A 17,642-nucleotide genomic window follows, 5' to 3' on the forward strand; every position below is an offset into this window, starting at 1 on the left:
AAACGCCAAGCAGGAGATCATCCCATGGCAGAGAACGAAAAGACTGCCGACCAGCTGGTCGGTGAGGTGAAGTCGCTCGTCGAGCGCAAGCACGACGAAGTGAAGGCCATCGCCGAAGAGGCGCTGGGCAAGACCAAGGCGGGCGAAGCCCTGACCGAGGCCGCCAAGGAGCTCGCTGACCAGGCCATCACCGGCCTGAACGAGGCCAAGGCCCGTCTGGACGAGGTCGAGCAGAAGCTGGCGCGCCGCGGCAACGCCGACCCCGACCGGGGCAAGTCGGCCGGCTACCGCTTCATCGAGAATGAAGAGGTCAAGAACTTCATGGCCAACCCGCAGGCCGGTCGCCGCGTCGGGATGGAGATGGAGTCCAAGGCCATCATCTCCAGCCTGACGACCGACGCAGACGGCTCGGCCGGCGACCTGCTGGAGCCGATGCGCCTTGCGCCCCTGGCCCCGGTTCAGCGCCGCCTGACCATCCGCGACCTGCTCATGCCGGGCCGGACGTCGCAGGCGTCGATCCAGTACCCCAAGGAAACCGGCTTCACCAACGCCGCGGACACCCACACGGAGACCGCCGGCACGGCCAAGCCGCAGTCGGAAATCAAGTTCGACATCGTGACCACCTCGGTCACGACCATCGCGCACTGGGTCCTGGCCACTCGCCAGATCCTCGACGACGCGCCGATGCTGCAGTCGTACATCGACGGGCGCCTGCGCTACGGCCTGAAGCTGGTCGAGGAAGACCAGCTGCTGAACGGCGGCGGCACCGGCACCGATCTGAACGGCATCTACACCCAGGCGACGGCCTCGACGGCCAACCTCGCCGTGGTGTCTTCGCCGACCAAGATCGACGTGATCCGGATCGCCATGCTCCAAGCGGCCCTGGCGGAGTTCCCGCCGAGCGGCGTGGTCATGCACCCGACCGACTGGGCCTCGATCGAGGTCCTGAAGGACACGGCCGGCGCCTACATCATCGGCAATCCGCAGGACCGCACCGACGCGCGGCTCTGGGGCCTGCCCGTGGTGGCCACCCAGGCCATGACGCTCGACAAGTTCCTGGTGGGCTCGTTCAACATGGGCGCCCAGATCTTCGACCGTCAGGACGCCCGGGTCGAGATCAGCACCGAGGACTCCGACAACTTCCGGAAGAACCTTGTCACGATCCTTGCCGAGGAGCGTCTGGCCCTCGCGGTCTACCGCCCCGAGGCCTTCGTGAAGGGCGACTTCTCCGATCAGATCACGGATCTGACCTCGTAACGACTGACGGGGGCGGGCTTCAGCTCGCCCCCTCTTTCGAGCAGCCAGGAGCCACGCAATGACCGCCAAGAAGCCTTACGAGCCGCCGACCTACGGCGTCGTGAACCTCGCCATCGATCGCCGCATCGCCGGCAAGCCGCCGGCCTCCGAAGAGGTCGAGGCCAAGGCCGAGGAGGATCCGCAGAACAAGATGCTCTCCGCCACCCAGAACAAGGCCGCTCCGAAGCGGAAAGCCACGTAGATGGCCCGCGGCTCCCGTTACACTCGCGCCGGCCGCCAGGCGGCGAGCCGCGCCGCCGACGCCGTGTCGAAGTTGCCGGTGAACTCCGTACTGCCGGCCATCACCGGCACGGCGACCGAGGGCGAAACCTTGACCTGTTCCTCGGGGACCTGGTCGAAGTCGCCGAGCTACACCTACCAGTGGCGGCGAGACGGCGTGGCCATCATCGGCGCGGCCGCAAACACCCGCGTCCTCGCCGCGGCCGATGTCGGCGCGGTGATGTCGTGCACTGTCAAGGCGACGAAGTCCGGCGTTTCCGCCGTGGCGACGAGCGCCGGGACCGAAGAAATCGCGGCGGCCGAGTAACATGGCCGCTGTCGTTGTCACGCCGCCAGAGCCATTCCTCTCTCTCGACGAGGCGAAGGCCCATCTGCGCGTGGACCACGACGACGACGACGTTCTTATCGGGGCGCTGATCGCGGCCGCCTGCGGGGCCCTGGACGGACCTCAGGGGTGGCTGGGGCGGGCGGTAGGAGAGCAGACCATCAGCGAGACGGCGGACTGGTTCGCCGACTGCATGCGCCTGTCCCTGCCGCCCGTCACGGCCATCACGAGCATCGAGTACGTCGATGGCGACGGGGCGACCCAGACGCTGGACGGCGCTGTCTATGTGCTGGGGACTGATGGCCGCGTTCGCCTGGCTCCCGATCAGTCCTGGCCGAGCGTCCGAGCCCAGCGCGAGGCCGTGACCATCACCTACACCGCCGGCTACGCGACAGTGCCGGCCCCGATCAAGGCGGCGGCGCTGCTGCTCCTGGGCGACCTCTACGCAAACAGGGAGACCGGCATCGCGGGCGATCTGAAGCCGTCGCCGACCATCGAGATGCTGATCTCGCCCTATCGGACCTGGGCATAATTTCCCGCAAAACCCGAACCATAGGAGGCGGCGATGGCCGACCTTTCGATCACGGCCGCCAGTGTTCTGGCGGGCTCCGACGCCAGCATCGTTCATGGCACGGCCGGCGCCACGGTCACGGCGGGCCAGGTTCTCTACCTGGACACCACGGCCAACACCTGGAAGCTGGCGGACAACAACTCCGCTACGGCCGCCGTTCGCGCGCCTCAGGGTATTGCGCTGAATGGCGCCGGCGCTGGCCAGCCCCTGGCGGTGCACCGCGGCGGCGACATCACCATTGGGGCCGCGCTAACCGCAGGCGTGGCCTACTACCTGTCTGACACGCCGGGCGGCATCTGCCCGGTGGCCGATCTGGCTTCGGGCGAGTACCCGAGCATCATCGGCATCGCCAAGAGCACGACTGTGCTCGACGTGAACTTCCAGTCGTCTGGCGTGGCGCTCTGATGGCCGGCGCCGACGAGATGAGGGTTCGCTTCCTAGAGGCGTTCGACTGGACGCCTCCAGACCGGCGGATGGTCACGCTGGCGTTCGCAGCCGGGCAAGAGGCGACGGTGACGCGCCGGTGTGGCGAGGAAGCCGTGAGGGCAGGCAAGGCCGAAGAGATCGCGCCGCCCAAGCGCCAGGCGAAGGCCGATGCCGAAGCCTAACGGAGCGGGCGACCTCCGGCAGCGCGTCAAGTTCCAGCGGCGCGTCAACACGATAAACGACTACGGCAATGCCGTCGGGTCTTGGCAGGACCTGGCCGTGGAGCGCGCCTGTAGTCTGGCGCCCACGAGGGGCGGCGAGGATGTGCAGGCCGGGCGTGTCCAGGGCCGGGCCTCGTGGGATTGCTGGGTGCGCTCCGACAGCGGGACGCGCACTATCGTTCCGGGGGACCGCGCGGTTGATACGCGGACCGGCCAGGCCTTCAACGTCGCCTTCGCGGGGGACATGGATGGGCGGCGCATCTGGATCCTGATCCAGCTTGTGAGCGGGGCCCCTGATGGCTAGCCGTATCGAGGGCGTGGAGCGGCTTAAGCGCCGGTTCGAGAACATGCCCAAGGCAGTTCAGCGCGAGACCCGGCAAGCCGTCGAGGGCGAGGCGAACCGCGTGGCGGACCGGATGCGTGCGGTCGTCCCCGTCGAAGACGGCGACCTGAAGGAAAGCATCACAGTAACGACCGAGGGCCGAAAGACGCCAAGCTACTCGCATCCCTCCGGCTCGCACATCGTGCCCGAGGGGGCGGCGGAGATCACGGCGGGGAACGGAAAGGTCCGTTACGCCCACATGGTCGAGTACGGCACGAAGAAGATGCAGGCGGAGCCGTTCTTCTGGCCGACTGTCCGGGTCGAGCGGCCCAAGGTCAGGCGGAACATCAACAAGGCCATCCGCAAGGGCCTCCAGGAGGCCAAGGGATGATCGACGCCCAGGCGGCCCTACAGAAAGCGATCATCGCCACCACGCGGGCTTCCACGCCGGTTAAGGCCGTTCTTGGCGATCCGCCGCGCGTGTACGACCGCTCGCCGCAGGAGCCGACGGCCCCCTACGCCACCTTCGGCCCAATGCAGTCCATCGACGCCGGGGACCAGTGCCATGAGGGCGTCGAAGTCTACGTCGAGCTCAACGTTTGGTCGGAGGCTGTCGGCATGCAGGAGGCGCAGGCGGGGGCCGCGGCGCTGATGGCGGAGCTGGACGCGGCCCTTACGGTCGAGGGCTTTGAGATCATCATTCATGCCTGCGAGGGCGCGGTTACGAACCGCGACCCCGACGGGCTCACCATCCGGTCGCGTCTGACCTTCCGGTACGTCCTGGCCCCCACGGCCTGACGGTCTTCCCGAAACGGCCCCAGCGGCCTCAGTCTGAAGGAGCACAGCCATGGCTGCTGTCGACGTCATCAACGGCGAGTCGCTGTTGGTCCAGGTGGAATGGGTCGGCTCGTCCGGCACCTACACCCACCCCTGCCTCATCAATACCGAGCGCGGCATCCAGTTCTCGGCCAACACGACCGAGAGCGTGGTCCCCGACTGCGATGATCCGACGCTGCCGGCCTGGGTCAGCCGCGAAACGGACGGCCTGAGCGCCACCATCAACGGCTCCGGCATGCTGGACGTGGCCTCGGCCGACGACTGGTTCACCTGGTTCAACTCGGGCGATGCGAAGAACGTCAAGGTGAAGACCGACAAGACGGGCGGCAACACCTGGACCGGCTCCTTCCGCCTGACCGAGTTCTCGATGACCGGCACGCGCAAGGAGAAGGCCACGGCGTCGATCACGCTCGTCAGCGACGGCCCGATCACGCAGTCCTAATGCCTTCCGGCGAGTATCAGGCCGCCTTTGGTGACGGCGAGCACATCTTCCGGCTGCGCATCGGCGAGTTGGAGGAGCTGCAAGAGAAGTGCGATGCGGGCCCGGAGTTCATCCTTCAAAGGATCTACTCCGGCGCCTGGCTCGTGGCCGACATCCGCGAGACTATCCGGCTTGGCCTTATCGGCGGCGGCATGCCGCCCACGCAGGCCCTGGCGCTCCGCAACCGCTACTGCGGCGAGGGTGCGCTGTTCACTCACAAGGCCCTGGCGTCGGCCATCCTCGCTGCGGCCCTGATGGGGTCGGAAGGTGACGAGGATGAACCGCCGGGGGAGATGAAGGGGGAGACGAGCCCCTCCCCCGAGGACGATGGAGGTTCTCCCGCTTCTACGAAGCCGGCGGGGTCCTCGGGCTCGACCCGGAAGCGGTTGCGAAGACGAACGTCTGGCGGCTGACCCGCGCCGTGGCCGGCTGGAGACGGGCGAATAGCCCGCCGCCCAAGCCGAAGGCCCCCACTGACGAAGAGTTCGAGCGGGCAGTTGCCGAGGCGATGGGGGAGGGTGCCTAGCCGAGCGCCCCATAGGGACTTAGCCTCCGTCCGAAGGTGTCTCCGTCATGAAGACACCCTTTGGCTCTCTCGGAGGTGGACCATGCGATTAACAGCGAAGACAGCCCTATTTGCCGCCCTGGCCCTCGGGGCATGCGGACCGGAGCGCGAGCCGCAGCGGACCGAACGCGCGATAGTCAGCCCGCGGGAGGTGCCGGTCGATATCGACGAGAATGTTTTCGAGCCATACGACCGGGCGGGTTACCCACGGACTTACGCAATCTGGGGAGCAGAGCGAGTTCTCGGTGAAATCCAGTCCTTGCGCGAGGCGACCGCGCGAACCGTGGCCATGAGGCCAGAGTGTGATCGGGTCATGATTTCCGAAGTGTCGGACAGGGCATCACCCCCCGAAGCACCGCAGGTGTTCGTCGACTGTGAGAACGGGAACCGGTGGCGTTTCACGGCGGGTGAAGAAGGGGAGTCGCGCCCGCCAGATGAGTTGAACGTCTACGGCGGCTAGCGGGGCTAATCGTGCGCGGAGGGGGGCAGAAGCCCCATACCAATGAGCGCGTCGGCAGCGAGCCGACGCAGGGCTTCGGGGCGGCTTATCTCGATAGACGGGATACGCTCGCGTTGTTCCTCAATCCACGCGTCAAGGGCGGCCAGCAGTTGTGGAGGAACACGGACGCCGAGCTGGGTGGCGTCCACCCGCGGACGACCACGGCCTCTTTTTTTCGTAGCAGGTATTGACGTCATCGTCATATCTGTTACGAAAAAAGGCGGGCCGAAGCAAGGGGGCAACCTTGCAACGGCCCTAAACCACAACCGACTGAAGGGAGACGGTCATGGCCTACACACAAGGTAACACAAGGCGGAGTCTGTTCGCCATCGGGGCAGGGGCGGCGGCGCTAGCCACGGTCCCCGCAATAGCGGTGGCGCTGCCATCAGAAAACGCGCGCTGGTCGGATGCGGTTGGCGAGGCCCGGGCCATCTGCGCGATGCAGGATGAAGTCGACCTATCAGGCGACGAGGCGCTGGTGGACGAGTGGGAGCGTCGGGAGGCCGCATTCCTCAGGGCCATCGAGGCGCTGCCAAACACGCCCGAGAACGCGAAGTATCGAGCGCTGGCCGTGCGCGTAATCCACCATGGCGACCCTGAGTGGGAATACTTTTCCGATTACTCCACCCGGCGCCCGACCAATCACCGGCTGGCCATTCAGATGGTCGAGGCCCTAACTGCGGGGGCGTTCTGATGGCCGCCGCGAAGAGCACAGAGATCAACCTGCCGCCGCTGAACCTGCAAACGCTCAAGGTGAAGCTGATCGGCGACAGCCCCTTGATCGTCCACGCATGGAGCGAAAAGGCGCTCCGCGCGATGGCGGACAAGCAGCAGAAGAAGGCGACGGCAGGCCGTCAGGCCAAGGATCCCTGGGAGGACTTCTGCGGCTCGCTCTACTGGCTGAGCGAGAAGCCCGAGAAGCCGACCGAGGCGGATGTAGAGCGGGCCAAGTTCGGCTTCCCGGCCATCGCCTTCAAGGCCGCCGCCGTCACGGCGGTGACCAGCACGGGCGGCATGACGAAGGTTGCCGCGCGCCAAGCCTTTCACATCGAGGGCGGGGAGTTCGTCGAGATTATCGGCCCGCCGCCGTCGATGCGCGAGGACGTTTGTCGCGTCGGGATGGGCACGGCGGACCTCCGCTACCGGGGCGAGTTCTCGCCCTGGTCGGTGGAGCTGCTGGTCAAGTTCAACGCCAACGTCCTGAGCGCCGAGCAGGTGGTGTCGCTGTTCGAGGCCGGCGGCTTTGCTGTCGGTGTCGGGGAGTGGCGCCCCGAACGGGACGGGCCGTATGGCCGGTTCCATGTCGCCCGTGATGGAGAGGGCTGATGGGCGTCCGGTATGCATGGAAGCCGGGGTCGCGCATCAACCTGGACGCCGAGAAGGCCGGGCGGGAGTTGGAGGACATCCGCAAGCAGTCCGGCGGCGCCCTGACACAGGAGGCCGTGGTCGAGCGGGCCCGGAGCGCGAACAGCGTCCTGCACTCGCACTTCACCTGGGAGGACGCCGAGGCGGCCGAGAAGTGGCGGCTCAGTCAGGCTGGTGACCTGATCAGGGCCATCGTCATCGACGTGTCGCGGTCCAACGTGGAGGAATCGAAGCTCCTCCGGGCCTTCGTCAACGTCGAGCAGAAGGGCCAGCGCCACTACACGTCCACGGTCGTTGCGCTGAGCGATATAGATCTCCGCGCACAGGTGTTGCGTCGGGCGTGGGAAGAACTGGAGGCGTGGCGCCAGCGCCATGCCGAACTGGTGGAGTTCGCGAGGGTCTTCTCGGCCATCGACGAGACGAAACGGGCCTGAGCCCGAGGGTTACGCCGAGAGTTACCTACAACCTCGGGCCGCTTCGGCGGAGCATGGCAGGCAAGGCGAGGCAAGGCCGGTTCTGGCCTGGCGTGGCCGGGCATGGTGAGGCGCGGCAGGCAAGGCATGTCTAGGTCAGGCGTGTCATGGCGTGGCGGGCCCCCGCAAGGCCATCAGGGGCGGTTCTTCGGAGCCGCCCCACTCTTTTGGGCGGAGGCTCCATGCCAGCAAATGAAGACAGGTTGTTGGTCAGGATCGAGGCCAACGCCCGGCAGTTCGAGCAAGCGCTCAAGCGCGTCAACCGCTCGCTGGACCAGTCCACGGCCCAGAACCGGCGAATGCTGGCCCAGATGCAGCGGGACACGGAGCGGGCGTCGTCGCGCATCTGGTCGAGCCTGGGCGATGGGTTGCGTCGGGAGATCGCCAGCCTGGCCCCGATCTTGGCTGGAGCCTTCTCCGCCCAGCAGGTTCTTCAGTACGCCGACAGCTGGACCTCGGGGCGCAACGCCTTGGCGGCCGCCGGCGTGGCCACAGAGGACTTGGCGAGGCGCCAGGAAGAACTCGTCGACGTTGCTAACGACAGCCGCTCGTCGACTGCGGGCACTTTGGCGCTCTACCAGCGGCTTACCCTGGCTACCTCTGAACTGGGCCTGTCGCAGCGAGAGGTTCTTCGGCTCACGAGCCTGCTGAACAAGTCATTCGCCTCATCAGGCGCCTCAAGCCAAGAGGCCGCCTCGGCGGCGCTCCAACTATCCCAAGCGCTAGCCTCTGGAGTGCTCCAAGGCGACGAACTGAGGGCGCTCAGGGAGTCGGCGCCACAGGTAGCTCAGATCATCGCCCGCTCCATGGGGGTTTCCGTCGGAGCGCTGAAGCGCCTGGGGGCAGAGGGGCGGATCACCGCGGATGTGATTGTGCGCGCTCTGCTGGGGGCGGGCGAGCAGATCGAGGAGCAGTTCGACCGAACCACCATGACGGTCGGTCAGGCCCTTCAGCGGCTCGACAATGAGCTGGGCCGTCACATTGGCCGATCTAACGAGGGGCTTTCGGCTACCGACCGGCTAGCACAGGCGATTGTGGGGTTGGCAGATAACCTGGACACGCTCATTCCGGTGCTGACAGTCCTGGCGACTGCGATTGGTGTTCGTTATGCCGGTGCCCTGGCGGTCGCCGGTGTGCGGATGGCCGTGACTAGTGTGAACACGGCCCGCCTTACGGCCTTCAACATCGCCATGACGGCCAGCATGACAGGCGCGACCCGGGCCCAGGTCGCTCTGAACATGGCGATGGCCGCCAATCCCATAGGGCTGATCGTCACCCTTATAGCTGGCTTGACGGCGGGCCTAGTTCTCTTGGGACAGCACTTTAGCGCGAGCGCCGTGGCGTCCCGCGAACTGAACGCGGTCACGACAGCCGGGGACCAGGCGATAGCTGACTACGCGGAAGCGGTTAACCGGGCCCGCAGCGCCTCAGCATCTGAGCGCGAGGAACTTGTCCGTAAAGCGGCCGCGCTTCGAGAGGTCACGGCGGCGCGGATCGCCGACGCGCGCGTCAACGCGCAGCGCAGGATCGACGAGGCCAGGCAGGCACGGACCGAGGCTGACAGGGCAATCCAATCTGCCCAGCGCCGCCGGGCGGGCAGCGGGGAGCGATCATTTTCGAATGCGAGCAGCATTCAAGATCAGGCGGCTTCTCGCATCGCGCAAACCCAGATCAATCAGGCTGTCCAAGCTCGACAGGATGCAGATGAGGCGATCCGAGCGTGGGAGCGACTACAAGAGGCCATGGAGGACGTCGAACGGCCGGCGCGGTCAGCGGCGGCGGCGCCCGCTGATAGCGATGGAAGGTCGAGCCGCCGTAGTCAGGAGGACATAGAGGCGGCCCGCATTCGTCTGCGCCTACAGATGCAGCTCGACCTCGCGCGTGCACGGGGCGACGAGCGAGCCATTCGCGCACTGGAAGACCAAATGGAGGTTCATCGCCTCGCAGAGGAACTTCAGCGGCTGGAGATCGAGGGCGCTGCGGAACTGGCTCGCCAGCATGTCGCAGGCGTTCGCGCGGCTACCACGGCGGCTGAGATGGCTGAGCGGCGGGTCGAGGCTGCGGAGCGGCTGGCGGAGGCGCAGCGCGCGGCGGAGGAGTCTGTCCGTCGAATGCTCGACACGGAGGCGGAGCTGGCGCGCCTGGCCGGCGACGACCGCCGAGCGCGGAAGCTGGAGCGCGAAGCTGAACTGGCTCGCCGCATCGCAGAGTACTCAGAACGCTATGGAGCTGTTGCGGGGGCGGCGCTAGCCGTCGCAGACCAGCATCGGTTCGACGTGGCGGAGGCCGAGGGGGAGCTTCGCGACGAAGCGCAAGCCGCCGCCAAGGGCTTCGTAGACATCCTCCGCTCGGACAATATCTGGGAGGAGGCTGGCCGACGCTTCAAAGACGCAGCCTGGGATGGCGTCGAGCAGCTGTTGTCCATGGTCTGGCGGCAGTTGATGCAGAGCCAGGGCGGCGGAGGCGGCGGCTGGGCGTCGGCCATTGCTGCTGTTCTTGGCGGTGGCCGGGGGTTCCGTGGTTTTCGAGCCAATGGCGGTCCGGTTCAGGCTGGGTCGGCCTACGTCGTCGGCGAGAAGCGGCCGGAGCTGTTCGTTCCCAATGTGTCGGGCAAGATCGTCCCGCGCATCGACGGGATGGGCGCCGCTGGAGGCGCGCGCGCCGTGCAGCAGACCTTCATCGTCCATGCCGAGGGCTCGGTGCTGGCGGGTGAACTGGTGGCCCAGCTGCGGGCGGAGGGCGCGCAGATGGCGGTCACGGCCTATCAGGGCGCCAAGGCGACGATCCCGGCGTCCATGCGCAAACAGGCATCGCGGATGAAGGGGAGGGGCGGGCGATGATCGACCTCCAGTCCCTGCCGCGTGGCACGACCTACACGCCCCGGCTGATCAGCAAGGGCCACGACCTGGAGTCGCGCTTCGGCGGAACGGACATCCGCATCAATCGGATGGGCGACCGCTGGGCCCTCGATGTGGACGTTCCGGCGATCAAGCACGCCGACTGCGGCATGGCGCTCATCGCCGACCTGAACGCGGGCTGGGCTGAGGGTGTCTCTCTGGCCTGGCCGCAGCCTGGACTTTCGATCCGGGGGCGGTCTGGCGCCGTGCTGGTGGAAGGCGGGGCCCAGACGGGCACGACGCTGAGCCTCAAGGGCGGCAAGACCGGCTTCCTGATCAAGAAGGGCCAGTTCGTATCGGTGGCCGTCACGATCACGGGCGGCACGCGGCGCTACCTCTACCAGAGCCGCGCTGACACGCGCATCGCCGCGGACGGCACGGCTGACCTGCCGATCTGGCCGATGGTCCGCCGCTCCCCAGCAGACGAGGATGCGGTGGAAATCCTGTCTCCGAGGATCGAGGGCAAACTGATCGGCAGCGGTCAGGAATGGACCCTCGGCCGGCTGAACAGCACGGGCCTGCGCTTCACGATCCAGGAGTTCGCCTGATGCATGCGGACGTGATCGACGCCTTCAAGTCCGGCATCGGCACGGGCTGGCATGCGGTGGAAATCGTTTATCCGGGCTTCACGCTGCGGCTCTGCGACGGCGGTCAGATCGAAATCAACGGTGACGACTACCTGTCGGAGGATGACGACTACGGCTCGCTTGGCGAGGTCAGCACGATTTCGGATGGCGAGACGGGCGAGGCCAAGACGGTTTCGATCACGCTGAAGCCCCCCACGGAGGCCGCGCTTCTCGCTCTGACAGATCCGGCGGCCCAGCTGAGCCGCGTGACGATCTGGTTTGGCGCGGTGGACCGTGAAACCGGCCTGATCGTGGGCGACCCCGACGGCGTGCTGGTCGGCTACCTTAACTCGGACACGATCCGCCTCGGTGACGCCCGCGAGGTCGATCTTGAGGTGGTGACGGCCGACGACTACGCCCTGGAGGGGCAGGAGGGGCAGAACCTGTCGCCCGCCTTCCTGCGGTCGATCGACCCCACGGCGGCGGGGCTGGACCATGTGACGGGCGTTCGGCAGCGCGACTACTGGGGCGGCGCCCCTCCCAGCAGTGGCATCCGTTCGGGCGGCGGAGGCGGCGGGCGTAACGGGAGCCAGCGGGAGCAGTTCTGATGCTTTCGTATGGTGAGCGGGTCGCCATCGCCCAAGCAGCGGTGAACAAGTATTCAGGCCGTCCCTTTGAGTGGGGAAGGGCCGACTGTGTTCGGTTGGCGGCCTTCGTGCTTCGCGAGGCGGGGCGGCCCGTCTCGCTGACCAAGGCGGGCGCCTATTCGACGGCCACGGGCGCACTGCGCGCCCTCAAGCGCGCGGGGTTTTCGACGCTACCGGAGGCGGTCTCTGCTCACGGGTTGGTCGAGATTGCGCCTGCGGCGGCATGGCCCGGTGATCTCATGCTGCTGCCTCAGGAGGGCGAGGGTACCTGGGGGGGGGCCTTGGTGGTCCGGCTGACCAATGGGCGCGCCTTGGGCTTCATTGATGGGGTGGGCGCCATTTTGCAGCCCAGCGCTCTCGTGACTGCGTGGAGGCTTGGCTAATGCCTCAGGTTGCGCTCACAGCCGCTGCAGCGATCATTTCCGTCACGAAGGTGGGTCTGGTCGCGGTCGGCGTGCCGGGCACCCTCGCGGGCGCACTGGCGCCGGCCCTGCTCAAGGCTGCGGCCTATGGCGCTCTTGGGGCCGCGTCCTCTGCGCTGCTGAAGCCCAGCCTTCCCAGCAGCGTGATCGCCACGGATTGGGTAGCCGATCCGAATGCGCCGATCCCGGCCCTGGCCGGTCGGATGAAGGTTCCCGGAAACGTCGTCTATAAGCAGTCCTTCGGGCCTGAGAGGATGTACCGCGGCATCGTCGGGGTGTGGTCGGTCGGTCCGATCGAGGAAGTCGAGACGATCAAGGCAGACGGCACGGTCGCCACCTTCGGCGTGGGCGGCGCGGCCAACTCGCCGTTCAACGATAAGCTCTGGTTTTCCTACAAGACGGGGCTCTGGTCCGACACGGCCCTGGCCAGCCCGACTGGCCTGCGCAGTTCGGCGACGATCCCCCAGTGGGGCAGCAATCACCGCCTGCCGTGCCTGGCCTCCTACATGGTCACGTTCGGGCACGACGCCAAACAGAAGGTCTGGACGCAGGGCGAACCGGAGTTCGAGGCGATCCTCAAGGGCATGCGCTGCTATGACCCCCGGAAGGACAGCACCTATCCGGGCGGGTCGGGCTCGCACCGGCTGAACGATCCCTCGACCTGGGAGTATTCGACCAACCCCGGCCTGTGGGCGCTCAAGTGGGAAATCGGCATCTGGATGGGGCCGAACAACGGCAGGCCCTATGAGGACACGCTGGCGTTGGGCCTGGGGACGCCTTGGGACGACATCCTCGTCGATGACTTCATCGAGGCGGCCAACGTCGCGGACGCGCTGGAGTTCACCTGCGCTGGCCGCCCGACCTCCGGCGACGACAAGGATCAGGTCTTGAGGGCGTTCCTTCAGGCGGCCGGGGCGTCCCCGCGTAGCCTGGGCGGCCGTCAGGGCTGCATGATCCGCGCGTCGGAGAAGGTGAGCCTCCTGACGCTGACCCGAGACGACATCGCGGGCGCTGTGGAGATCACGCGCAACCCGGGACGGCTGGAGCGGCTGAACACCATCATTCCGCGCTATCGGTCCGAGGCGCACGACTGGGATATGGTCCCGGCGGAGGCGGTAAGCCGAGACATCTACCTGACCGAGGACGGCGAGCGCCGCAGGTCGCGCGAGGTGGACTACCACTTCGTCACGGATCTGGATCAGGCGGCGGTCCTGGCGGCCTATGACGTGGCTGATAGCCGCGAGGGCTGGACGGGGGCCATTCCCTGCATGCCCTGGCTCCGTGACCTGGCGCCGGGCGACTGCTTCACCGTGGACGATGATGTAGAGGTCATCGGCGGGCTCAAAATGATCGTGCTGACGCGGGACTTCGATGTCAGCACCGGGCTTGTGACGCTGGGCGTTCGGGCCGAGACTGATAGTAAGCACGCCTGGGCGGGCGGGATCACTGGCGCGGTGACGGACCCGACAGACCCCGTGGTCCCGGGCTACACCTTCCCCGCGCCAGACGCTGGAGACTGGAGCTTGGCGGCGGGGACGGGGGATTTGCCGGCGCTGGTGTTCAGCGGCGAGGTGACGAACCCCCTGGCGGCTGCGGTGCAGTTCGCCTACCGGCTTGACGGGGCGGCGGACTGGATACCCGCTGCGCAAACAGGCGCCAACGTGGAGGAAATCGCGGTCCCGCTACTCACTGGCGGCGACTGGGAGGGCGCGGTCCGATACCAGTCAGACCAGTCCGGCGTCTGGGGCGCGTGGCTTGAGCTGGGCCCGGTTACGGTCGGGGGGCTTGTTCCCACTGACTGGACCGACATCACAAGCCGTCCGGGCTGGGTGACGGACGGGCGCGTTCCGGCTGGCCTCGATGGTTCCGGCAACCTGATCTCGACGGTCTCGGCCACGGCCCGGAACGCTTCGAACCTGGTCTATCGCTCTACTGGAAGCATCGACTTCACCGGGGACGCCAACGCGACCAACGGGGCGAATTGGGCCACGAACCTCACGGGCCGTCCGACTGAACTCACGGACGGGCGTATCCCGACGGCACTGAACAGCTCTGGCGTTCTGCAAACGCCCATCCCCTCGTCGCTGGCGGACACGTCCAACATCCTGCGGCGCTCCGGTGGAGGGCTGTTTACTGGCTCTCTCTCGGCGACCAATGGCGCGGACTGGTCCACGAACGTCAGCAATCGACCCGCGGAACTGACAGACGGCCGGATCACCACGGCTCTAGATGCAAGCGGCAACCTCAAGTCAACGGCGGCGGACGCGTCGGGGCTGCTGCGCGTGAGCGGTACAGGCGGACTGGCGGGCGCGCTGGCGACGAAGGACGAGGCCACGGTTCAGGCTTACGGCAAGCTGGCCAGCAACACGGCCCTGTCGACCAGCTTCACGACCGTTGCCTCGGCATCCCTCGCCTGCGACGGGCGGCTGGTGCAGGTCTTTGCGGGCATCAGCATCAGCAACGCGGGGGCTTCAGGCACGGCTCGCGCCATCATCGAGCACGAGCGCCAGGGCTCGCCCGGAACCTGGGACATGATCGCTAGCGACTCCTGGGACATCGACGCCGGCACCGTCTCTGACCCGGTCATCCTGGATAAGGTGTCGCTGGCGGGTCACATGCTGCCGCCGGTGACGACGCCGGGCGTGCCCGAGACGCACAACTTCCGCCTTCGTCTGGACGCCACCCACGCGAACATGACGGCGCTGGCCACGGCCGCGTCCTCGACCGGCATCCTGAACAACGCCCTATCGGTCTACCACCCCGGCTGACCCCCACAATCGGAGCCTTTCCATGAGCTGTTGCTTCACGGCGGTGCGCGTCTGCCTGCGCATGGACGACTGGTCAGAGGGGGTGATGACCGTCGCCGATGCGGACGGGAACGCTACCGACCTGACCGGCGTCAGCGCCATCAGTTGCGCCTTCAAGCTGAATGACGACGACGGCGCCACTCAGTTCACGCTCAGCCTCCAGACCACGGACGTGGAGGGCTTCCGCATCCTGAGCCCCCCCATGCTGGGGCAGGTGGCTGTCGTGATTTCCCCCACGACCAAGGCGACGGTCGCCGACGACACCGGATGCGCGGTGCTGCGCGGCAGCCTGAAGATCACGTGGCCTAACGGCCGCACCAGCTCCCGCCCCCTTGAACTGCAACTCGACGGAGTCGCCTGATGACGGACTTCAACCTCACCTTTGTGGGCGCGCGCGGCTACAGCGATGCGGACATTGCCCGTCAGGCGGGGCTGGTGGCCACGACCGCCAGCGACATCGAGGCGGTCTTTGCGATCAAGAACCGCACCATCGGCGCGGTCGCCGCCTCGACGGCCAACGTCAACATCCTGTCGGCCCCGGCCAGCCTGGACGGCGTGACCCTGGCCAGCGGCGACCGGGTTCTGCTGTGGACGCAGAGCGCGGCGGCCGAGAACGGGGTCTGGGTCTTCAATGGCGCCGGATCGGCCCTGACCCGCTGGACCGGGGCGGACGCCTGGCACGAGCTGCCCGGCCTGGTGATCGGGGTCCAGTCGGGCTCGACTTACGCCAACACGGCCTGGCAGGTGTTCAGCCCCCACGGCGGGACGCTGGGGACCACCAGCGTGGACATCAAGCGGCTGGCGGGCAGCTATACGGCGCTGCTGGGCATCGCCAGCACCTGGCTGGCTCAGCAGGGCTTTTCGTCTGGCCTGACGTTCGGCAGCGGTTCGGCTGTTGGGCCGGGTTGCGCGGTGTTCGGCGACACAAACACGGGCTTCTTCGCGCCCGGCGCCGACACCCTGGCCGTGACCACGGGCGGCGTGGAACGCGCACGCTGGCTTTCAAATGGCAAGGTCGGCATCGGCATCACGGCGCCGATTACGCACCTGCACGTCAAGGCGCTGGACACCACAGGCCCAGTGGTCGGGTCAGACCAGGTGGTGATCGCCGGAGGCTCTCTGCACTACTCGATGTACGCCGCAGGGGTTCTGCGGATGGGCATCGGTCTCGCGGGGGCGGAAACCGGCTCAAACGCGGGCTCTGACCTCCGCATCTTCGCCTACACCGACGCCGGGGGGTTCCGGGGCGCCTGCCTGACGATTTCCCGCGCGGCCGGCCACATCACGCCGGGCGCCGACAACACCCAGAACATGGGCTCCGCAAGCCTTCGCTTCAACACCTACTACGGTGGAACCGGCACCATCAACACGTCGGACGCACGGGAAAAGACCCTGCTTGAGGCCCCGCCTCAGGCCTTCTTCGACGCCATCCTGTCCGTGCCGCTGGTGCAGTTCCAGTGGAACGACGCCATCGCGGCCAAGGGGGCCGAGAACGCCCGCATTCACTACGGCCCCACGGCGCAGGCAGTGCGGGACGCGCTGATCGCGGCGGGCTTCGATCCCAGCCGCTACGCCCTGTTCTGCGAGGACGAAATCTCGGCCCCGGTCACGAAGATGGTCGAGGTCCAGCGCCAGAAGGTGCGGACGATCGCCACCTCTGAGTCCGTGGTGGAAATCATCGACGGACAGGCGGTCCAGCGCACGATCGAGCGCGAGATCGAAGAGCCGCTGTTCGAGGAAATGCCGCTGTTCGATGAGGCGGGCGAGCCGGTGATGAACGGTGAGGCGCAAGCTGTGTGGCGGCGTCCCGTCATGGAGACCGTCGAGGTCGAGGAGCGGGTCATGGAGCCGACCGGCGAGACCCGCCTTGGCCTGCGTCTCGACCAGTTCGACCGCTACCGCACCGAGGCCGTGAACCGGAAGGCCCAGGCCGCGCTGGACGCCTTGGCCGCCCTTCAGGCTCCCTGATGCCGGAGCGCGCGCAGCTGATCGAGATGCTCGGCAGCGCCGGCATCGGCGGTCTGATCGTCGGGTTCTGGCAGTACATGTCGGCCCGCCTAAAGAGCAAGCCGGACGCGGACACGGCCCAGGCCGCCCTGATCGAAGGCGCGGCTGCCCTGCAGATGGCGCTCAACAAGACCGCTGAGGGCCTGGTGTCCGACCTTCGCCACCAGCTTGAAGAGCAGGCCAAGCGCATCGAAGCCCTGGAAGCCGACAAAGAGCAGTGCCGGGGCGAGAACCGCCAGATGGCCCAGAGGGTGGACAGCCTAGAAGCCCTCCTGCGCCGAAACGGGATCACCGTCCCCGAGGCTACGGCCCGCGGCGCCCTGCTGGTGGTGGAGGGCGGTCAGGCCACGGTGATGAAACCCAAGAGCGGAGACGCGAAATGACCAAGCCCGCCGCCCGGCCTGACACGCCGATGCAGCCGCCGGTGACCACGCTGGAGCAAATCAAGGCCTTCGTCGGCGACCTGGCTCGACCGTTCTGCCTGATCTCCATGTCGCTGTCGGCCTCGATCGCCGCCATCATCATCGCCAACAAGGTCGAGAACGGCACAGACGGCGCTATCGCGCTGGGCGCCATCGGCGTGATCGTCGGCGGCATGTACGGCTTCAAGGCCTGGGAAAACACCAAGGCCGGCCGCCGGGAGCCCCAGGCCGACGCCTGACCCCATCACAACCT

Annotated in this window: 23 protein-coding genes; all 23 read left to right on the forward strand. The window is 67.2% G+C overall.

Annotated elements, in window-relative coordinates; translation table 11 throughout:
* Nucleotides 1-24: 24 nt before the first annotated feature.
* The 23 genes from Q0812_RS13335 to Q0812_RS13445 all read left to right on the forward strand — a co-directional run bounded on the left by Q0812_RS13335 (nt 25) and on the right by Q0812_RS13445 (nt 17,628).
* Nucleotides 25-1,257 carry a phage major capsid protein gene (locus Q0812_RS13335; RefSeq protein ID WP_302110843.1) on the forward strand — a complete coding sequence of 411 codons (1,233 nt, stop codon included), beginning with the start codon at nt 25-27 and terminating at the stop codon, nt 1,255-1,257.
* A gap of 58 nt (nt 1,258-1,315) precedes the next feature.
* Nucleotides 1,316-1,498 carry a hypothetical protein gene (locus Q0812_RS13340; RefSeq protein WP_302110844.1) on the forward strand — a complete coding sequence of 61 codons (183 nt, stop codon included), beginning with the start codon at nt 1,316-1,318 and terminating at the stop codon, nt 1,496-1,498.
* Nucleotides 1,499-1,843, forward strand: a complete 345-nt coding sequence (locus tag Q0812_RS13345; RefSeq protein ID WP_302110845.1) for a hypothetical protein — start codon at nt 1,499-1,501, stop codon at nt 1,841-1,843.
* A 1-nt stretch (nt 1,844) separates the two neighbouring features.
* A complete protein-coding gene (locus tag Q0812_RS13350) occupies nt 1,845-2,393 on the forward strand; it encodes a head-tail connector protein (RefSeq protein WP_302110846.1) in 549 nt (182 codons plus the stop codon).
* A gap of 33 nt (nt 2,394-2,426) precedes the next feature.
* Nucleotides 2,427-2,837, forward strand: coding sequence for a hypothetical protein (locus Q0812_RS13355; RefSeq protein WP_302110847.1), 411 nt, complete (start codon nt 2,427-2,429; stop codon nt 2,835-2,837).
* Nucleotides 2,837-3,040 (forward strand): hypothetical protein, encoded by a 204-nt coding sequence (locus Q0812_RS13360; RefSeq protein ID WP_302110848.1) that lies wholly within the window; start codon nt 2,837-2,839, stop codon nt 3,038-3,040. The genes Q0812_RS13355 and Q0812_RS13360 overlap by 1 nt, the downstream gene beginning before the upstream one ends.
* Complete coding sequence (locus Q0812_RS13365) at nt 3,027-3,383, forward strand: head-tail adaptor protein (RefSeq protein ID WP_302110849.1); 357 nt, start codon at nt 3,027-3,029, stop codon at nt 3,381-3,383. The genes Q0812_RS13360 and Q0812_RS13365 overlap by 14 nt, the downstream gene beginning before the upstream one ends.
* Entirely contained in the window at nt 3,376-3,792 is a 417-nt protein-coding gene (locus Q0812_RS13370; RefSeq protein WP_302110850.1) for an HK97-gp10 family putative phage morphogenesis protein, read from the forward strand. Before Q0812_RS13365 ends, Q0812_RS13370 begins: the two co-directional genes overlap by 8 nt.
* Complete coding sequence (locus Q0812_RS13375) at nt 3,789-4,199, forward strand: DUF3168 domain-containing protein (protein WP_302110851.1); 411 nt, start codon at nt 3,789-3,791, stop codon at nt 4,197-4,199. The genes Q0812_RS13370 and Q0812_RS13375 overlap by 4 nt, the downstream gene beginning before the upstream one ends.
* Before the next feature lie 49 nt (nt 4,200-4,248).
* A complete protein-coding gene (locus Q0812_RS13380; RefSeq protein WP_302110852.1) occupies nt 4,249-4,680 on the forward strand; it encodes a phage tail tube protein in 432 nt (143 codons plus the stop codon).
* Nucleotides 4,680-5,132, forward strand: a complete 453-nt coding sequence (locus tag Q0812_RS13385) for a gene transfer agent family protein (protein ID WP_302110853.1) — start codon at nt 4,680-4,682, stop codon at nt 5,130-5,132. The genes Q0812_RS13380 and Q0812_RS13385 overlap by 1 nt, the downstream gene beginning before the upstream one ends.
* 937 nt (nt 5,133-6,069) lie before the next feature.
* Nucleotides 6,070-6,477 (forward strand): hypothetical protein, encoded by a 408-nt coding sequence (locus Q0812_RS13390; RefSeq protein ID WP_302110854.1) that lies wholly within the window; start codon nt 6,070-6,072, stop codon nt 6,475-6,477.
* Entirely contained in the window at nt 6,477-7,109 is a 633-nt protein-coding gene (locus tag Q0812_RS13395; RefSeq protein ID WP_302110855.1) for a hypothetical protein, read from the forward strand. Before Q0812_RS13390 ends, Q0812_RS13395 begins: the two co-directional genes overlap by 1 nt.
* Entirely contained in the window at nt 7,109-7,582 is a 474-nt protein-coding gene (locus Q0812_RS13400; RefSeq protein WP_302110856.1) for a hypothetical protein, read from the forward strand. Before Q0812_RS13395 ends, Q0812_RS13400 begins: the two co-directional genes overlap by 1 nt.
* Nucleotides 7,583-7,803: 221 nt before the next feature.
* Nucleotides 7,804-10,461, forward strand: a complete 2,658-nt coding sequence (locus Q0812_RS13405) for a tape measure protein (protein ID WP_302110857.1) — start codon at nt 7,804-7,806, stop codon at nt 10,459-10,461.
* Nucleotides 10,458-11,066: a hypothetical protein gene (locus Q0812_RS13410; protein WP_302110858.1), complete on the forward strand. Its 609-nt coding sequence runs from the start codon at nt 10,458-10,460 to the stop codon at nt 11,064-11,066. The genes Q0812_RS13405 and Q0812_RS13410 overlap by 4 nt, the downstream gene beginning before the upstream one ends.
* The gene (locus tag Q0812_RS13415) at nt 11,066-11,692 is read left to right on the forward strand and encodes a hypothetical protein (RefSeq protein WP_302110859.1); all 627 of its coding nucleotides are present in this window, start codon (nt 11,066-11,068) and stop codon (nt 11,690-11,692) included. The genes Q0812_RS13410 and Q0812_RS13415 overlap by 1 nt, the downstream gene beginning before the upstream one ends.
* Nucleotides 11,692-12,114, forward strand: a complete 423-nt coding sequence (locus Q0812_RS13420; RefSeq protein WP_302110860.1) for a DUF6950 family protein — start codon at nt 11,692-11,694, stop codon at nt 12,112-12,114. Before Q0812_RS13415 ends, Q0812_RS13420 begins: the two co-directional genes overlap by 1 nt.
* Nucleotides 12,114-14,921 carry a phage tail protein gene (locus Q0812_RS13425; protein ID WP_302110861.1) on the forward strand — a complete coding sequence of 936 codons (2,808 nt, stop codon included), beginning with the start codon at nt 12,114-12,116 and terminating at the stop codon, nt 14,919-14,921. The genes Q0812_RS13420 and Q0812_RS13425 overlap by 1 nt, the downstream gene beginning before the upstream one ends.
* A gap of 22 nt (nt 14,922-14,943) precedes the next feature.
* Entirely contained in the window at nt 14,944-15,321 is a 378-nt protein-coding gene (locus Q0812_RS13430) for a hypothetical protein (protein WP_302110862.1), read from the forward strand.
* Nucleotides 15,321-16,928 carry a tail fiber domain-containing protein gene (locus tag Q0812_RS13435; RefSeq protein WP_302110863.1) on the forward strand — a complete coding sequence of 536 codons (1,608 nt, stop codon included), beginning with the start codon at nt 15,321-15,323 and terminating at the stop codon, nt 16,926-16,928. The genes Q0812_RS13430 and Q0812_RS13435 overlap by 1 nt, the downstream gene beginning before the upstream one ends.
* Nucleotides 16,928-17,350, forward strand: a complete 423-nt coding sequence (locus tag Q0812_RS13440) for a hypothetical protein (protein ID WP_302110864.1) — start codon at nt 16,928-16,930, stop codon at nt 17,348-17,350. The genes Q0812_RS13435 and Q0812_RS13440 overlap by 1 nt, the downstream gene beginning before the upstream one ends.
* Nucleotides 17,347-17,628 (forward strand): hypothetical protein, encoded by a 282-nt coding sequence (locus Q0812_RS13445; RefSeq protein ID WP_302110865.1) that lies wholly within the window; start codon nt 17,347-17,349, stop codon nt 17,626-17,628. Before Q0812_RS13440 ends, Q0812_RS13445 begins: the two co-directional genes overlap by 4 nt.
* Nucleotides 17,629-17,642 lie beyond the last annotated feature (14 nt).

The sequence above is a fragment of the Peiella sedimenti genome (assembly GCF_030504955.1).
GTDB lineage: Bacteria > Pseudomonadota > Alphaproteobacteria > Caulobacterales > Caulobacteraceae > Brevundimonas > Brevundimonas sedimenti.